The 16,150-nt window shown below is 74.0% G+C and carries 16 protein-coding genes; 11 read left to right on the top strand and 5 right to left on the bottom strand.

What is annotated here, in order from left to right:
• Positions 1-108: 108 nt before the first annotated feature.
• Positions 109-798: a TIGR03089 family protein gene (locus tag DKT69_RS03510; protein ID WP_109800152.1), complete on the bottom strand. Its 690-nt coding sequence runs from the start codon at positions 796-798 to the stop codon at positions 109-111.
• Positions 799-949: 151 nt separating this feature from the next.
• Between DKT69_RS03510 and DKT69_RS03505 the strand changes: the two genes are divergently transcribed.
• Positions 950-2,095, top strand: a complete 1,146-nt coding sequence (locus DKT69_RS03505; protein WP_109800151.1) for a glycosyltransferase family 4 protein — start codon at positions 950-952, stop codon at positions 2,093-2,095.
• 63 nt (positions 2,096-2,158) lie between these two features.
• Entirely contained in the window at positions 2,159-3,250 is a 1,092-nt protein-coding gene (locus DKT69_RS03500; protein WP_109800150.1) for a mannose-1-phosphate guanylyltransferase, read from the top strand.
• Here DKT69_RS03500 and DKT69_RS03495 read toward each other — a convergent pair.
• Positions 3,241-3,801: an NUDIX hydrolase gene (locus tag DKT69_RS03495; RefSeq protein WP_236647318.1), complete on the bottom strand. Its 561-nt coding sequence runs from the start codon at positions 3,799-3,801 to the stop codon at positions 3,241-3,243. The two genes, DKT69_RS03500 and DKT69_RS03495, sit on opposite strands and share 10 nt — an antisense overlap.
• Before the next feature lie 123 nt (positions 3,802-3,924).
• Between DKT69_RS03495 and DKT69_RS03490 the strand changes: the two genes are divergently transcribed.
• Both DKT69_RS03490 and DKT69_RS03485 read left to right on the top strand, forming a co-directional pair.
• A complete protein-coding gene (locus DKT69_RS03490) occupies positions 3,925-4,962 on the top strand; it encodes a hypothetical protein (RefSeq protein WP_109800149.1) in 1,038 nt (345 codons plus the stop codon).
• 275 nt (positions 4,963-5,237) lie between these two features.
• A complete protein-coding gene (locus tag DKT69_RS03485) occupies positions 5,238-6,242 on the top strand; it encodes an ArsR/SmtB family transcription factor (protein ID WP_109800148.1) in 1,005 nt (334 codons plus the stop codon).
• Positions 6,243-6,279: 37 nt separating this feature from the next.
• Here the strand turns inward: DKT69_RS03485 and DKT69_RS03480 are convergent, their stop codons facing one another.
• Both DKT69_RS03480 and cofD read right to left on the bottom strand, forming a co-directional pair.
• Entirely contained in the window at positions 6,280-7,368 is a 1,089-nt protein-coding gene (locus DKT69_RS03480; RefSeq protein ID WP_109800147.1) for a coenzyme F420-0:L-glutamate ligase, read from the bottom strand.
• Positions 7,365-8,327 carry a 2-phospho-L-lactate transferase gene (gene cofD, locus DKT69_RS03475; RefSeq protein ID WP_109800155.1) on the bottom strand — a complete coding sequence of 321 codons (963 nt, stop codon included), beginning with the start codon at positions 8,325-8,327 and terminating at the stop codon, positions 7,365-7,367. The genes DKT69_RS03480 and cofD overlap by 4 nt, the downstream gene beginning before the upstream one ends.
• 100 nt (positions 8,328-8,427) lie before the next feature.
• On the opposite strand from cofD, the gene DKT69_RS03470 reads away from it, so the two are divergent.
• The 6 genes from DKT69_RS03470 (at position 8,428) to DKT69_RS03445 (ending at position 15,143) form a co-directional block, all read left to right on the top strand.
• Entirely contained in the window at positions 8,428-9,369 is a 942-nt protein-coding gene (locus DKT69_RS03470; RefSeq protein WP_109800146.1) for a hypothetical protein, read from the top strand.
• Positions 9,370-9,537: 168 nt separating this feature from the next.
• Positions 9,538-12,090 (top strand): bifunctional FO biosynthesis protein CofGH, encoded by a 2,553-nt coding sequence (locus DKT69_RS03465; RefSeq protein ID WP_109800145.1) that lies wholly within the window; start codon positions 9,538-9,540, stop codon positions 12,088-12,090.
• A 170-nt stretch (positions 12,091-12,260) separates the two neighbouring features.
• Positions 12,261-12,536 carry a hypothetical protein gene (locus DKT69_RS03460; protein WP_109800144.1) on the top strand — a complete coding sequence of 92 codons (276 nt, stop codon included), beginning with the start codon at positions 12,261-12,263 and terminating at the stop codon, positions 12,534-12,536.
• 103 nt (positions 12,537-12,639) lie between these two features.
• Complete coding sequence (locus DKT69_RS03455; RefSeq protein WP_109800143.1) at positions 12,640-14,037, top strand: DUF4331 domain-containing protein; 1,398 nt, start codon at positions 12,640-12,642, stop codon at positions 14,035-14,037.
• Between the two features lie 10 nt (positions 14,038-14,047).
• Positions 14,048-14,386, top strand: coding sequence for a phospholipase (locus DKT69_RS03450; protein WP_236647317.1), 339 nt, complete (start codon positions 14,048-14,050; stop codon positions 14,384-14,386).
• Positions 14,387-14,882: 496 nt separating this feature from the next.
• Positions 14,883-15,143 (top strand): WhiB family transcriptional regulator, encoded by a 261-nt coding sequence (locus tag DKT69_RS03445; RefSeq protein WP_013284161.1) that lies wholly within the window; start codon positions 14,883-14,885, stop codon positions 15,141-15,143.
• 152 nt (positions 15,144-15,295) lie between these two features.
• Here DKT69_RS03445 and DKT69_RS03440 read toward each other — a convergent pair whose 3' ends face one another.
• Positions 15,296-15,745: a metallopeptidase family protein gene (locus DKT69_RS03440; protein WP_088963879.1), complete on the bottom strand. Its 450-nt coding sequence runs from the start codon at positions 15,743-15,745 to the stop codon at positions 15,296-15,298.
• A gap of 154 nt (positions 15,746-15,899) precedes the next feature.
• Here DKT69_RS03440 and DKT69_RS03435 point away from each other — a divergent pair.
• Positions 15,900-16,150 (top strand): DUF3499 domain-containing protein (locus tag DKT69_RS03435; RefSeq protein WP_109800153.1); only part of this gene is annotated, 251 nt, incomplete at its 3' end.

The following is a 16,150-nucleotide window of genomic DNA, read 5'->3' as shown; positions in this document are numbered from 1 at the left end:
ATCCCCACCCCCGTCGATCTTGCACTTGTCGCCCCGGCGAATGGGGCACAACGCCCATCGTGAGGGCCCGAACTGCAAGATCGGCGCGCTGGGGGGTGGGGGAGGTGGTCAGGTCAGGGTGTGGGTGACCTTTTCGGTGGTCGCGCGGGAGTCGGTGCGGGTGGCGTCGAGGTTGCCGCAGAGGACGATGCTGGCGCGGGCCGTGAGCGGGGCGAGGAGCCAGTCGACCGGGTCGGGGTGGACGGCCGCGTCGATCAGCAGGCGGTCGCCGGGGGCGATGCCCAGGTCCGCGGCGCGGGCCTCCCCGCGGGCCAGCAGGTCCGCGTCCGCCTCGCCGGCACCGGGGTACGAGGTGAAGTGGTCGCCGTGGCCGCGTACCGCCACGACGTAGTCGGCGAAGCCGGGCGGCACCTGACGCAGCGGGGCGGCGAACGGGGCGAGCGCGAGGGCGTACCGCTCGCCCGTCGACCAGGCCGCCGCCTCCTCGGCCCGGTCCGCCGCCGCGAAGAGCACGTCCACGTCGCCCGGCGTGTCGACCACCGTCAACGTCGCCGACCAGCAGCCGAGCAGCACCGCGGCGGTCTGCCAGTGCGGCGGCAGCAGCACCCCGGCCGTGTCGCCGGGGGCGACGGCCGCCTCGTCGACGAGCAGGTTGGCCGTCTTGGCCACCCAGTTCGCGAGCGTCGCGCCGGAAAGCTCGGTCCGCTCACCGGTCGCGTCGTCGTACCAGGTCAGCAGGGGGCGGGTCGGGTCGGTCGCGATCGCGGCGGCGAAGACCCGGGCAATGTTGTCGGACATCGGCGCGAACGATACGCGGTCCGCGCCCGTATTCGATGACGATGACAAGTCGGCGTACCGTCGGGTCGCAGTCAGCGTCGGGGCCCCGCCCCGGCGTAGGCTTGCCGACAGTGCTGTTCACCACAGACCCGCCAGCCTGAGGAGTCGCCCCGTGACCGCCGGTCGCCCGCCCCGCGTGCTCATCGACGCCACGAGTGTCCCCGCCGACCGTGGCGGCGTCGGTAGATACGTCGATGGCCTGCTCGGCGCCCTCGGCAAGGTCTGCGGCTCCGGCGTGGACCTTGCCGTGGTGAGCCTCCGCACCGACCTGGAGCGCTACACCCGGATGCTGCCCGGGGCGGAGGTCATCCCCGCCCCGGCGGCGGTCGCGCACCGTCCCGCCCGGCTCGCCTGGGAGCAGACCGGCCTGCCGCTGCTCGCCCAGCAGGTGGGCGCGGAGGTGCTCCACTCGCCCTTCTACACCTGCCCGCTGCGGGCCGGCTGCCCGGTGACGGTCACCGTGCACGACGCGACGTTCTTCACCGAGCCGGAGCATTACGACAAGTCCCGCCGGACGTTCTTCCGCAGCGCGATCAAGACGTCGCTGCGCCGGGCCGACCGGGTGATCGTGCCGAGCAAGGCCACCCGGGACGAGCTGATCCGGCTGCTCGACGCCGACCCGACCCGGATCGACGTGGCGTACCACGGTGTCGACCAGGCCGCCTTCCACGCCCCGAGCGAGGAGGAGAAGGCCCGGGTCCGGGCGCGGCTGGGGCTGGGCAGCAGCAGCTACATCGCGTTCCTCGGGGCCAAGGAGCCGCGGAAGAACGTACCCAACCTGATCCGCGGCTGGGCCCGCGCGGTGGCCGACCGGACCGACCCGCCGGCCCTGGTCATCGCCGGCGGCCAGGGGCACGACGACGACATCGACCGCGCGGTGGCCGAGGTCCCGTCGCACCTGCGGCTGCTCCGCCCGGGCTACCTGCGCTACGCCGACCTGCCCGGCTTCCTCGGTGGCGCACTGGTCGCCGCCTACCCGTCGTACGGCGAGGGCTTCGGCCTGCCGATCCTGGAGGCGATGGCCTGCGCCGCGCCGGTGCTGACCACGCCCCGGCTCTCCCTGCCCGAGGTGGGCGGCGACGCGGTGGCCTACACCAGCGAGGACTCGGCCCAGATCGCCACCGACCTGGCCGCCCTGCTGGACGACGAGCACCGCCGGCTCTCCCTGGCCAAGGCCGGTTTCGACCGGGCCAAGGAGTTCACCTGGGAGTCCAGCGCCGAGGTGCACATCGCGGCGTGGAGCCGGGCCCGTTCCTGATTGTCGGCTGCCGGTACGCCCGACGGTGCGTCCGCGGCATGGCGGTTCGGGCATGATGTGCTGATGTTCTACGCCGTCATCCCGGCGGGTGGCAGCGGCACGAGGTTGTGGCCGCTGTCCCGTGCCGGCCACCCCAAGTTCCTCCACCCGCTGACCGGCACCCCGGCCTCGCTGCTCCAGGCCACGGTGGACCGGCTCGCCCCGTTGGCCACACCCGAGCGCACGTTGGTGGTCACCGGTGCCGCGCACGTCGCGGCGGTGGCGCGGCAACTGGCCGGCCTGCCGGAGGAGAACATCCTCGTCGAGCCCTCGCCGCGCGACTCCTGCGCGGCGATCGCGCTGGCCGCCGCGGTGATCGTGCTGCGCGACCCGGAGGCGGTGATGGGCTCGTTCGCCGCCGACCACCTGATCGGCGACCCGGCCCGGTGGGCGGAGACGGTGCGCGAGGCGATCGGCGGCGCCGAGCGGGGGCTGCTGATGACGGTGGGCATCACCCCGACCCGGCCGGAGACCGGCTACGGCTACCTGGAGACGGGCGACCCGACCGGGGACGGTCCACTGCGTCCGGTCGTGGAGTTCAAGGAGAAGCCGGCCGCCGAGGTGGCCGAGGAGTACGTCCGCTCCGGGCGGCACCTCTGGAACGCCAGCATGTTCGTCTGGCGGGTGGACGTCTTCCTGGCCGAGCTGGCCCGGCAGCAGCCGGCGCTGCACGCCGGGATCACCGCGATCGCGGCCGCCTGGGGCACCCCGGAGCAGGACGACATCCTCGGCACCATCTGGCCGACCCTGCCGAAGATCTCCGTGGACTACGCGGTGATGGAGGGCGCGGCGACGGCCGGCCGGGTGGCCACCGTCCCCGGCGACTTCGGCTGGAACGACGTCGGCGACTTCCACACCCTCGGTGAGGTGCTGCCCGCCGACCCGGACGGCAACGTGGTGCTCGGCATCGAGGGCAAGCCGGGCGTGCTGCTGCGGGACAGCCGCGACCTGGTGGTGGTGCCGCAGTCGGGTCGGCTGGTGGCCGCCCTCGGCCTGCACGACCTGATCGTGGTGGACACCCCGGACGCGGTGCTGGTCTGCCCCCGCGACCGGGCCCAGGACGTCAAGAAGCTGGTCGACGAGCTGAAGGAGCGCGGCGAGGAGGGCTACGTCTGATCCGACGGCTCAGCGGTGCGGCGGCGCAGGGCGGCCAGGGCCGGGGCGACGAGCTGGGTGGTGCCGTCGGCCAGCGGCTCGGGGAGCCGGTCCGGTGGGAACCAGCCCAGCGCCTCGGACTCCGCGCTGACCCGCTCGGTGGCGCCCGCCGGGGCGAAGACCGCGAACCGGACGTCGTAGTGCAGCGAGCCGCCCTGGCAGGCCACCGGGTGGATGTCCACGTCGATCGGCACCGGGTCGACCACCAGGCCGGGGATCCCGGACTCCTCGGTCGCCTCGCGCAGCGCGGCCTCCGCGAGGGTCCGGTCGGCCGGCTCGCAGTGCCCACCGAGCTGCACCCACTTGCGGAACTTGCCGTGCAGGCAGAGCAGCACCCGCCCGCCGGTGGGATCGAGCACCAGCGCGCTGGCGGTGACGTGCCCGGCGCGGTGGCTCCGGCTCATCGCCACCGGGCCGGCCGTCAGCAGCCGCAGCGTGCGGTCCCGGGCCTCGGCGGCCGCCGGGCTGGTCGGGGTCCACCCGGTCAGCACGGCGGTCGCATTGCCGTGCAGGGCGTGGACGCCGGCGGGCGACGGATCCGTCGCGGGAGCGCCGGGCGGCGGGGCGGCGGGGCTGGTGGTCGCGGCGTCGGGCACCCCGACACTCTACGAGCGCGGCCCCCGTACCCTGGCCGGGTGGCCCTGCGACTCGTCGAGTTCGTCGTGGCCGGCAACGAGGCCAGTGACCTGCTGCCGGTCCGCTCACCGGCGGTGCTGCGCGCGCACCACGCGCGGCGCGGCTTCTGGACCGTCCTGGACGAGGGCCCGGTGGAACGCTGCCTGGCCCTGCTGCTCGAACGCGAGGACGGCGAGTGGGTGGCGCAGCACGTCGCCGCCGACGCCGGCGCGGAGAACGGCCGGACCGAGGACGGTGAGGCGCTCGCCCACCACGACGGCTGGGTGTACGTGTTCGGCTCGCATTTCGGCTCGAAGGCCGGCCCGCTGCGGCCTCGGCGGGCGTTCGTGGCCCGGTTCCGGGAGGACGACGCCGCCACCGGGACGCTGCCCGTGCACGTGGTGCGCAACCGGTTCCGGCTGCACCGGGCGGTCAACGACGCGCTCGCCGCGGCTCCGCTGACCCCGCTGCCGCCGGGCGACCGGGTCCGGCACCGGTTCATCGTGGAGACCCTGGCCCGGGGCACCGCCCGGGCGAAGAGCTGGGTGAGCCGGCTCACCGAGGACGACCTGCCGCTCAACGTCGAGGCGGCGGCCTTCACGCCGACCGGCACGGTGCTGCTCGGGCTCCGGTTCCCGGTGACCGCCGAGGGCGAGCCGATCCTGGTCGAGCTGGCCGGGGTGGCGGGGATGTTCGCCGCCGACCCGGCCTGGCCCCAGGCCGTGGGGGCGTACGCGCTGACCGGGGTGACGCCGCCGGGGGCGCTGACCGGTTTCCGGGCGATCGCGCCCACCGCCGACGGCGGATACGCGGCGGTGATCGGGTCGATCGACGCGCTGGGCAAGGGTTCGGTGCTGCTCGACGACCATCCGCAGGGCGGCGCGGTGACCTCGCGGCACGTCCGCTTCCGGCTCGACGTCACGCCGGACGCGCGGGTGGCCGGGAAGGTGGTCGCCGACCTGGCGCCGTTCCACCACGTGGAGGGCTTGGCCGAGCTGGCGGGACGCTGCTGGTACGTCACCGACGAGGACCATCGGGTGGCGCTCTGGAGCGACTGACACCCGGGTCGAGCCCCGGGGACGACCGGGTGACACCTCTGCGGAACGTGGCCCGCAGACCCTCGTGGTGCCGCCCGGTCGCCGCTTTCCCGGCCCCCGGTCGCCCCCGGAGCCGGTGATGTCCCGGCCCTGAGGGGCAAGGGGAAGCATGCCCAACCGGGCCCGGTCACGTCGAGGTTTTTCAGCTCACGCTTAAAGATGGAGATTAGTGCCGGCGGGTACAGTGCAGATGGTCGGCGGGCACTCCCTCTGCCCCGCCCCCGGGAGAGCGCTCCATGCTGAAGATCTTTTTCACGAGCGAGGACATCCTGCGGACCAGGGTGGCCCCCGCCGCGGACCCGGTCTGGGAACTGGTCCTCAGCCTGCACCTGTTGCAGGGCCGCAGCCGGGACCCGCTGCTGGCGAACTGGCGGCGCAGCGTGGCCCGGACCCTGCGTACCGACAGCGCCGCCGACCGTCTCCGCCTGCTCTTCGCGCTGAACCCGCCCCGCGGCTACTTCCCCGACTTCCTCACCCCGTACGAGAGCCTGGCGGGCTTCGAGGCGGGCCTGGAGGCGGTCCGGGCCACCCCGGTCGACCTGCTGCGCCGGGACCTGACCCTGCTGACCGGGGAGACCCCCCTGCCCTCCTCGGCGTCCGCACTGGCCCGGGGCGAGCCCGAGGTGCTGCGCCACCTCACCGACTCGATGGCGCGGTACCAGGAACTGGCCATCGCGCCGTACTGGTCCCGGATCCGGGCCGCGGTGGAGGCCGACCGGGCGCGGCGGGCCCGGGCCCTGCTCGACGGCGGCGTCGAGGGGCTGCTGGCCAGCCTGCGCCCGAGCATGCGCTGGGAGGCGGGGATGCTCGAGGTGCTCGACTACCCGGACAGCCGGGAGCTGCACCTGAAGGGTCGCGGCCTGCTGCTGGTCCCGTCCTTCTTCTGCGCCCGGACCCCGGTCGCGCTGCTCGACCCGGCCCTGCCGCCGGTGCTGGTCTACCCGGTCGACCGGCTCGGCGGGCTCGCCCCGGAGCCCGGCCGGGGCGCCGGCCCGGCGCCGGGCGACGGGAACCGCCAGGCCCTGGCGGCCCTGCTCGGGCGGACCCGCGCCGCCGTGCTGGAGGCGACCGACGACGGCTGCACCACCGGTGAGGTGGCCCGCCGGCTGCACATCTCACCGGCCGCGGCCAGCCAGCACACCACCGTGCTGCGCAACGCCGGGCTGCTGGTCAGCCACCGGGACCGCAACACCGTGCTGCACACGCTGACCCCGCTCGGCCGGGCCATGCTCGACTCCTGACCCGCCGGACCAGATCGCCCGGTGGGCGGGTCAGCGGTCAGAGCGCCAGGGCGGCGCCGGCGGTGCTGCCGTCGGGCGGCGGCAGCAGCGCGGAGGGGATCCCCTCCGCGGCCAGCGCGGTCCGCAGCCGTTGCAGGTCGGCGCCGAAACGCACCAGGTCCGGCTGGTTGACCGGGGTCGGCGGCGCCCCGAGGACCAGCCCGCTGGCCTGCGCCGGCCAGCCCGGCACGGTGGCCACCAGGCCGGCGCGTACCTCCTCGTCGGTGACGTGGGTGAAGACCGTGCCGGGCGCGACCACGTCGGCGACCGCGGCGACGGCCCGGTCGACCGCGGCCGGGTCGGCCGGCGCCGGCCCGGGGCCGTCGGCCAGGGTGGCGGCCGCGCGCAGCCCGGCGGCCTTCGCCTCGGCAGTGCCCAGCGAGAAGAGGTCGAGCTCGGCGTCCCGGACCAGCGCCCGGGCACCGTCGCCGTCGTCGGCGCGGGCCACGCCGAGGTAGCCCCGGACCACCGCGACCGGCACCTGGTCGCACTTGCCCTTGATCAGCTCACCGGCGCCGGCCAGCTCGTCCACCACGGCGATCTCGGTCAGTTGCAGCTCGTTGCCGTACGGGTCGATCTCGCCCCGGTGGTCGCGGATGGCCGGCATCCCGGCCACCCCCAGCGCCACGTCGGTGAGCCCGTTGCGCCACGGCCGGCCCATCGTGTCGCTGATGATCACCGCGACGTCGAGGTCGTAGCGGTCCCGCAGCGCCGCGCGCAGCGCCCGGGCCGAGGCGTCCGGATCCTCGGGGAGCAGCACCAGCCGGGTCTTGTCGACGTTCGAGGCGTCGATCCCGGCGGAGGCCATCACGAAGCCGTGGTGGGTCTGCACGATCCGGGTCGCCCCCCGGCTGGCGACCACCCGGGCCGTCTCGGCTTCGAGCACCTCGTCCCGGGCGGCGAGCCGCTCCGGGCCGTCCGCCGGCACGTCGACCAGCCGGCCCTCCGCCTTCGACACGATCTTGCTGGTCACCACCAGCACGTCGCCGTCGCGCAGCCACGGCGCCGCGGTGGCGATCAGCGCCGCCAGGTCGTCGCCCTCGGTCACGTCGCCGATGCCCGGCACCGGCAGGATCTCCAGCCTCACACCAGCTCCAATGCGGCGCGGACCATCGCCACGGTCGCCGCCTCGTCGGTCATCCGCAGCGGCGCCGTCCGGACGGTCACCCCCGGCACCAGCGCGCCCTCATCCTCCGGTGCGACCAGCCAACCGTCGAGCAGGCCGCCCGCCGACCGTCCGCCGTAGAGGCCGCCCACCCCGGCCGCGCTGCACTCCACCCCGAGCACCGCCAGGCAGCGGTCGGCCATGCCACGTACCGGCGCCCCGCCGATGACCGGCGACACGCCCACCACCGGCGCCGGCCCGTCGGTGACCGCTTCCCGCAGCCCCGGCACGGCCAGGATCGGCGCGATGCTCACCACCGGGTTGCTCGGCGCGATCAGCACCACGTCGGCCGAGCCGATCGCCTCCAGCACCCCCGGCGCCGGCTTCGCCGTCTCCGCGCCGACGAAGACGAACCGGTGCGTCGGGATGTCCGCCCGGTACCGCACCCACCACTCCTGGAAGTGGATCGCCCGCTGCCCCTGGTCGCCGTCGCCGTCCGGCCCGCTCACGACGACGTGGGTCTCCAGGCGGTCATCGGTGGCCGGCAGCATGGTCAGGCCCGGTTCCCACCGGGTGGCCAACGCCTGGGTCACCGCGGAGAGCGGGTACCCGGCGTTGAGCATCGTCGTCCGCACCAGGTGCGTCGCGATGTCCTTGTCGCCGAGGCCGAACCAGGTCGGCTCGGCGCCGTACGCGGCCAGCTCCGACTTGACCGTCCAGGTCTCGCCCACCCGACCCCAGCCGCGCTCCGGGTCGGCGCCGCCGCCCAGCGTGTACATCACGCTGTCCAGGTCGGGGCAGACCTTCAACCCGTGCAGCAGCAGATCGTCGCCGACGTTGACCACGGCGGTCACCTCGGCCGCCACCTCCCGGGCGTACGCCCGGACGCCGAGCAGGAACCGGGCGCCGCCGATCCCGCCGGTCAGAACCACGATGCGCATGGCGTCCATCCTTGCGTACGCGCCGCCGTCGTTCGGCCGGTGCCCGGAGCAGACTAGGCTCACAGCGGCAACTGTCCGTTTTCGTCCCCAGGGGGAGTTCGTGACCAGCCCCGCCGAGCCCGCGTCCACCGACGCGCCGCAGGCCAGCCAGCTGACCAAGCCACTGCGCGAACTGGCCGCGCTCGTCCTGCTCGGCGCGAACGCCGTGCTCCTCGTCGTCGGCCTCTTCCGGCTGCTGGTGCCGATGGACGACTACAGCACCTTCAGCGGCCGGGCAGGGAGCACCTTCTTCGTCTTCGTCGGCGTCGAGTCGACCGTGCTGCCGGTGCTGGCCGTGCTGCTCGCCACCCACGTCCGGCCGGTGCTGCCCAAGGCCAAGCTGATCACCCAGGTCGCCCTCGGCGAGTACGCGCTCGGCGCGCTCTTCGGCGCGCTGACCTTCCTGATCTGGCTCGTCGGCCGGCTCGCCGAGGCGGAGGTGCTCGACGCCCTGCTCGGGCTGCTGACCCGGGCCGCCTGGCTGGCGATCTTCGCCGTCGCCGGGTACGTCGTCTTCAAGGTCTGGCGCACCCTGTACTACACGCCCCGGCCCAAGCCGCAGCCCGGCGTCTACGGTCAGCCGCAGCCCGGTTGGCCGCAGCCGGGCGCCCATCCCGGCCAGCCCGGCGGCTACCCGTCCCCCGGCCAGGGGGGCTACCCGCCGGCCGGCGGCTACCCGGCCCCGAATCAGCCCGGCTACCCGGCCGCGAATCAGCCCGCCTACCCGGCCGCGAACCAGCCCGGCGGCTACCCGCCGCCCGGCCAGTTCGGGCAGCCGAACCCGTCGGCGCCGCCGTTCAACACGGCCCCGCCGTACGGCAACGCCCCGCACCCGGCCCCGTCGGCCGGCGCCCCGCACTCCGCGCCGCCGTTCGGCCAGCCGCCGTCGGCCGACCCGACGCAGGCCATCCCGCGGCAGTCCGCTGAGTTCGGCCAGCCGACCTGGCCCGACGGCGACCACACCCAGCGCTTCCACGGGGACGACCCCAACCAGCCGCGCTGACCCACCGCCGGCGCCTGGCGGCCGGTCTCGCGTACCACCGCCGAGAAGAGTGGCCTGTCCCGCCGCGAGGCCGCTCTTCTCGTTGCGGCGGGCCCCGGGGGCGGCCGTTCGGCGGGCGGGTCCCGGCGTCCGGTCGGGACGGTCGGGGTCAGCGCATAGGCTGGGCGGATGGTTGATCGCACCGACTCCGCCCCGACCGCGGCGAGCGTGCAGCGGGCGCTGCGCCGGGCCGCGGCCGGGCGGGCGCTGGACCTCGACGAGGCGACGGCGCTGCTGACCGCCCGGGGCGCCGCGCTGGACGAGCTGCTCCGGATCGCTGGCGACATCCGCGACGCCGGGCTACGCGAGGCCGGCCGTCCCGGTGTGGTCACCTTCTCCAAGAAGGTCTTCGTCCCGCTGACCCGGCTGTGCCGGGACCGCTGCCACTACTGCACCTTCGCCACCGTGCCGCACCGGCTGCCGGCCGCCTTCCTCGACCGCGACGAGGTGCTGGCGATCGCCCGCGAGGGCGCGGCGCAGGGCTGCAAGGAGGCGCTCTTCACCCTCGGCGACCGCCCGGAGGAACGCTGGCCGGCGGCGCGGCAATGGCTGGACGAGCGCGGCTACGACTCCACCCTGGACTACCTGCGGGCCTGTGCGGTGGCGGTGCTGGAGGAGACCGGGCTGCTGCCCCACCTGAACCCGGGCGTCCTGTCCTGGTCGGAGCTGCAACGGCTCAAGCCGGTCGCGCCGAGCATGGGGATGATGCTGGAGACCACGGCCACCCGGCTCTGGTCGGAGCCGGGCGGCCCGCACTTCGGCTCGCCCGACAAGGAGCCGGCGGTCCGGCTCCGGGTGCTCGACGACGCCGGCCGGGTGGGGGTGCCGTTCACCACCGGCATCCTCATCGGTATCGGGGAGACCCTCGCCGAGCGGGTCGACGCGCTCTTCGCGATCCGCCGCGCGCAGCGGGAGTACGGACACCTCCAGGAGGTGATCGTGCAGAACTTCCGCGCCAAGCCGGACACCGCGATGCGCGGCATGCCCGACGCCGAGCTGCACGACCTGGCCGTCACGGTCGCGGTGGCCCGGGTGCTGCTCGGCCCGCGGGCCCGGATCCAGGCCCCGCCGAACCTGATCGAGGGCGAGTACGACGTCCTCCTGCGCGCCGGCATCGACGACTGGGGCGGGGTGTCCCCGGTGACCCCGGACCACGTCAACCCGGAGCGCCCGTGGCCGCAGCTCGACGAGCTGGCCCGGCACACCGCCACCGCCGGCTTCGCCCTGCGGGAACGGCTCACCATCTACCCCGAGTACGTCCGGGCCGGCGACCCCTGGCTGGATCCACGTCTGCTGCCGCACGTGACCGCGCTGGCGGATCCGGCGACCGGCCTCGCGGTAGAGTCGGCCCGCCCGGTCGGCCGCCCGTGGCAGGAGCCGGAAGAGGTGTTCGGCGGCCGGACCGACCTGCACGTGACCATCGACACCGCCGGGCGCACCGACGACCGGCGCGGCGACTTCGACAGCGTCTACGGTGACTGGTCGGAGGTGGCCGGCAAGGCCGATGCCAGCCTGGCCGGCGCCGTCCGGGCCGCCACCGGGAGCGGGGTCGGGACGACCAGCGGCGCGGACGACCACGCCCTGCGTACCGGGCTCCGGTTGGCCGCGGACGACCCGGCGGCGCTGCTGGAGCCGCGGCACGCGGACGCGGCGCTGGCGCTCTTCGCCGCCGACGGCCCAGCGCTGGACGAGCTCTGCCGGTGCGCCGACGGGGTGCGCCGGGACGTGGTCGGCGACGACGTCACCTACGTGGTGAACCGCAACATCAACTTCAGCAACGTCTGCTACGTCGGTTGCCGGTTCTGCGCCTTCGCCCAGCGGGAGAGCGACGCGGACGCGTTCCGGCTGTCCCTGGAGCAGGTCGCCGACCGGGCCGAGGAGGCGTGGGCCGCCGGCGCCAGCGAGGTCTGCCTGCAGGGTGGGATCGACCCGAAGCTGCCGGTCACCGGCTACGCCGACCTGGTCCGGGCGATCAAGGCGCGGGTGCCGGGGATGCACGTGCACGCCTTTTCCCCGATGGAGATCGTCACCGCCGCGGCGAAGGCCGGCGTGCCGGTGAAGGAGTGGCTGGTCCAGCTCCGCGAGGCCGGGCTGGACACCATCCCGGGCACCGCCGCGGAGATCCTCGACGACGAGGTGCGCTGGGTCCTCACCAAGGGCAAGCTGCCGGCCGCCGCCTGGGTCGAGGTGGTGAGCACGGCCCACGAGCTGGGCATCCGGTCCAGCTCCACGATGATGTACGGCCACGTCGACCACCCGGGCCAGTGGCTGGCCCACTTCCGGGTGCTGGCCGGGGTGCAGGACCGCACCGGGGGCTTCACCGAGTTCGTCGCCTTGCCGTTCGTGCACACCAACGCGCCGATCTACCTGGCCGGCATCGCCCGGCCCGGCCCGACCTGGCGGGAGAACCGCGTGGTGCACGCGATGGCCCGGCTGCTGCTGCACGGCCGGATCGGCAACATCCAGTGCTCCTGGGTGAAGCTGGGCGACTCCGGCACGGTGGCGATGCTCCAGGGCGGCTGCAACGACCTGGGCGGCACGCTGATGGAGGAGACCATCTCCCGGATGGCGGGGTCGGGCAACGGCTCGGCGCGTACCGAGGAGGAGTTGCGGGCGATCGCGGCGGCGGCGGGACGACCGGCCCGCAAGCGGACGACCGCGTACGGTCACGTCCGCGCTTAGCGTCGAACCTTTCCCCGTCGCCGGCCGTACCACTGGCTGCCGGCGGCGGTTTCGGCGAGGACCGTCGCCGGCAGCCCCTACCGGGGGTGCCCGGCGGCGTCCGCCTCGGCGGAGCGTCCGGGGCTCCCGGCCACCGCGGGCGCTGACGCGCCGGCCCGGAAAGGTTGCCCATGACCAGTGATCAGCGGAAGCGGCCCTGGCCGCGACTGACCCGCCGGCAGACGTTGACCGCCGCGGCGAGCGCCACCCTGGGCGCCGCCGCCCTCACCGTGCCGGGCCTGTCGGCCGCACAGAACACCCCGTCCGCAGGGCGCCGGGACGACGCGATCGTGGTCCACCTCCGCGACGCCGCCTCCGGGACCATGGACGTCTTCGTCGGCACGACCCGGATCGAGGTACGCGACCGCGCCCTGGCGGACCGGTTGCGGCGCGCTGCCCGACGCTGACCCGCCCCGCGCCGCCCGGCGGCGTGACCTCTCCCGGCGCGGGCTCTCGGCGCCGGTGATCCCACTCGACTACCGCTTCCCAGACGCAAAGGTGTGGTCCGCCATGTCCTCCCACCGTGAAGCCCCGGAGATAGCCAAGGATCCGGTCGCCGACAGCTCCGACCTGTACGCGTTCGTCAGTCCCGATCATCCGGACACGGTCACGTTGATCGCCAACTACGTGCCGTTGCAGCTCCCCTCCGGCGGTCCGAACTTCTTCGAGTTCGGTGACGACGTGCGGTACGAGATTCATATCGACAACGATGGCGACGGCTATCCCGATGTGACGTACCGGTTCGAATTCCGCACCGAGATCACCAATCCGAACAGTTTCCTCTACAACACCGGCCCGATCGAGTCGCTGGACAGCAAGAACTGGAACCGGCGGCAGTTCTACCGGCTGACCCGGGTGGCCGACGGCAAGGAGCACGTGCTCGCGCACAAGTTGCCCTGCCCGCCGTGCAACGTCGGTCCGCTCTCCACCCCGAAATACCAGGACCTGGTCCGGCAGGCCACGTTCCGCCTGTCCACCGGGGAGAAGGTCTTCGCGGGGCAGCGCGCGGACGGCTTCTTCGTCGACCTCGGCGCGATCTTCGACCTCGGCACGCTGCGGCCGTTCCAGCAGTTGCACGTGGCCGGCAAGAAGCTCTTCAAGGCCGAGGGGGAGCCGGTCAACGCAGTGGACCGGATGAACGTGCACAGCATCGCCGTGCAGGTGCCGCTGAGCCGGGTCCGCCGCAAGGCCGCCCGGTACGGCGCCGCCGACCGGGCCTCGACGATCGGGGTGTGGACGTCCGCCGCCCGGCAGCAGGTGCGGGTGCTCGGCGACCGGGTGGCCGCGGACACCGCCGCCGGCCCGTTCACCCAGGTCTCCCGCCTCGGCAATCCACTGTTCAACGAGGTCATCGTGCCGATGTCCAAGAAGGACCTGTGGAACACCTTGCCGCCCGCGGAGGACAAGCGGTTCGCCCGGTTCGTCGAGCAGCCGGAACTGGCCGCGCTGCTGCCCGCGCTCTACCCGGGCGTCTTCCCCAGCCTCGACGCGCTGAACAAGTCGAAGAAGCCACGGGCGGACCTGGTGGCGATCCTGCTGACCGGCGTCCCGGCCGGGCTGATCGACGGCTTCACCAACGTGACCGGCGACGTCCAGGCCGACATGCTGCGGCTGAACACGGCGATCAAGCCGAACCGCAGGCCGGACCGGTTCGGTGTGCTCGGCGGCGACCTGGCCGGCTTCCCGAACGGCCGCCGGGTCGGTGACGACGTGGTGAGCATCGCGCTGCGGGCGATCGCCGGCGTCACGGTGCCGCTGGTGGACAAGGCGTTCAAGCCGGACGCCGCGGCGGCGGCGGTCACCCCGGGGCTGAGCGCCGCCGACGTGACGGCCCCGTTCCTGGGCGACTTCCCGTTCCTCGGCACACCGTACGACGGGTTCAACAACCCGCCGGCGGCGAAGTCCTGAGGAGCGGGTCGTGCACGAGCACCAGCATAGCTACGGTCCGACGGGCAGCGGCAGCGTGATGCTGAATCTCGGCGGGAACTGCGGTGCACTGATCATCTACACCGGACGGGACCTGCACGGCCGGGAGATCGAGATCAGCCGGGACGACGAGGAGCGGCGTACGCACTCCGCGGTGCGGGAGCGGCAGGTCCGCGACGGGGCGTTCCACAGTGCCGTCTACCCGGATCTCGAGGCCGGCCTGTATACCGTCTGGTGGGACGACCGGACACCGGCTGGAGCGATCTCCGTCACCGGTGGGTCGATCGCCGAATTCGTCTGGCCGACCAGCTCTCCGCCGGGGGCGGGCTGATCCTCCGACGCCCTCCGGTCGCCGCGCCCCGTCCCATCACGTGGACGGGGCGCTGTCGGTGCTGTCCCGCTCGACGGGCGGTCGGCGCGGACTGGGGCTAACCTTTGCCCCACCACAATTGCTGATCTTGGACGCTGCCGCGCCGGCCGCCCGGGTACGGCCCGCCGGAACCTCCACCGGGGGTCTCCGGCGTCGTCGTCGCCGGGCACGCCACGGCAGAAAAGCCGGGCAACTCGCCGGAGAGGGCGTTACTCGTCCGGGGTCTGAATCGATAGGGCAGGTTGCGAGGCTCGGGCGGCTCGGTCGGTCGTCCGGGACGTGTCGGGAGGGCGACTCCATTATCAAGTTCGGCTTGACGGCGCACGCATTACACGCGTGTAATTTGAATGGGGTTGTTCGCGCGGAACGCAACAAAATGTGACCGGACGGACAAGCACGCCTTTCGCGTGGGGGGTTGCAGCGGCGATGACGCCGGTGCGCGACAAGGAGGCATCTGATGGACGGCCAGCTCGAGGTGGCCGACCTGCTCGGAAACGCGCCGGAGTGGCAGGAGCGGGCGCTGTGCTCGCAGACCGACCCGGAGGCGTTCTTTCCTGAGAAGGGCGGCTCGACCCGCGAGGCGAAGCGCATCTGCTCGCGGTGCGAAGTGAAGACGGAGTGCCTGGAATACGCTCTCGGCCACGACGAGCGGTTCGGGATCTGGGGTGGGCTCTCCGAGCGGGAGCGGCGCAAGCTCAAGCGGCGGGTCGCCGCCTGAGACGGTGCCGGGCCAGGGCGGTGGGGGCCGCCCGGCTCGGGACGACCGCGCGACCGGCGGGGGCCGGTCGGGTGTCGGTGACGGGCGCCGGCGACGCGACGGGGGTCGTGGAGGCCGGCGGACCCGGCGCCACGCGTGGGGGGATGCGCCCCTCAGGCCAGCTCGTCGGGGTCGACCCCGAGCAGGTTCGCCACCTGCTCGATGATCACGTCGTGCACCAGGTCGGCGAGGTCCTCGCGGTCCATCGCCCGGAACTCCAGCGGCCGCCGGTAGAGGACGATCCGCGGCGGCACCTCCTGCCGGCCGGGTCGGCCCGGCAACAGCCGGGCGAGCGGCACCTCGCCGTCCTCCAGCACGTCGGAGTCGTAGACGTTCAGGTCCGGCGGGACGTCCTCGACCGCGAACTCGACGCCGGCCAGCTCCTTGGCGAAGCGACGTTCCAGCGTCTCCACCGTGTCCAGCACCAGGTCGTCGAAGACCTCCGCCTTCGTCCGGGCCAGCGGCACGGTGGCCGGCACCAGCCGCCCGCGCAGCCCTCGACCGTGGCGGTCGCGGTGGGTGCGCCGGCCGGAGCCGGGGCGGCGGTGTTCCGGGCTCGTCATGAGGAAGAGGGTAGCCCCCGCCACCGGCCCGCCCGCTGCTGCGCCGCTGGTGCGGCGTGCCGGTGATCCGATCGGAGGAATTGTGATCACCGTGACGGGCGTGTCGCAACGCGAAGCGGTGCGCCGGACCCGGTAATGGGGATACCCTGCCGCCGTGAGGTCACCACGGCGCTGCTCCCGTAACGGCTGCCCCCGGCAAGCGGTCGCCACATTGACCTATGTCTACAACGAGTCGACAGCCGTGGTGGGCCCGCTGGCGGCGTTCGCCGAGCCGCACACGTACGACCTCTGTGAGCCGCACGCCCGCAGCCTGACCGCCCCGCGCGGCTGGGACGTGGTCCGACACGAGGGCGAGTTCGAGCCCCCGCCGCCCACCACCGACGACCTGGTCGCCCTGGCCGAGGC

It is taken from the genome of Micromonospora sicca (genome assembly GCF_003172935.1).
Lineage (GTDB): Bacteria > Actinomycetota > Actinomycetes > Mycobacteriales > Micromonosporaceae > Micromonospora > Micromonospora sicca.
Note: the sequence above shows the minus strand (reverse complement) of the source record. Positions and strands in the feature narration are given on the sequence as shown.

Coding starts and splice junctions, on each gene's coding strand:
- DKT69_RS03500 (WP_109800150.1), top strand. CDS start 2,159: ATGTTCTACGCCGTCATCCCGGCGGGTGGCAGCGGCACGAGGTTGTGG.
- DKT69_RS03455 (WP_109800143.1), top strand. CDS start 12,640: ATGTCCTCCCACCGTGAAGCCCCGGAGATAGCCAAGGATCCGGTCGCC.
- DKT69_RS03445 (WP_013284161.1), top strand. CDS start 14,883: ATGGACGGCCAGCTCGAGGTGGCCGACCTGCTCGGAAACGCGCCGGAG.
- DKT69_RS03460 (WP_109800144.1), top strand. CDS start 12,261: ATGACCAGTGATCAGCGGAAGCGGCCCTGGCCGCGACTGACCCGCCGG.
- DKT69_RS03440 (WP_088963879.1), bottom strand. CDS start 15,745: ATGACGAGCCCGGAACACCGCCGCCCCGGCTCCGGCCGGCGCACCCAC.
- DKT69_RS03510 (WP_109800152.1), bottom strand. CDS start 798: ATGTCCGACAACATTGCCCGGGTCTTCGCCGCCGCGATCGCGACCGAC.
- cofD (WP_109800155.1), bottom strand. CDS start 8,327: ATGCGCATCGTGGTTCTGACCGGCGGGATCGGCGGCGCCCGGTTCCTG.
- DKT69_RS03465 (WP_109800145.1), top strand. CDS start 9,538: ATGGTTGATCGCACCGACTCCGCCCCGACCGCGGCGAGCGTGCAGCGG.
- DKT69_RS03485 (WP_109800148.1), top strand. CDS start 5,238: ATGCTGAAGATCTTTTTCACGAGCGAGGACATCCTGCGGACCAGGGTG.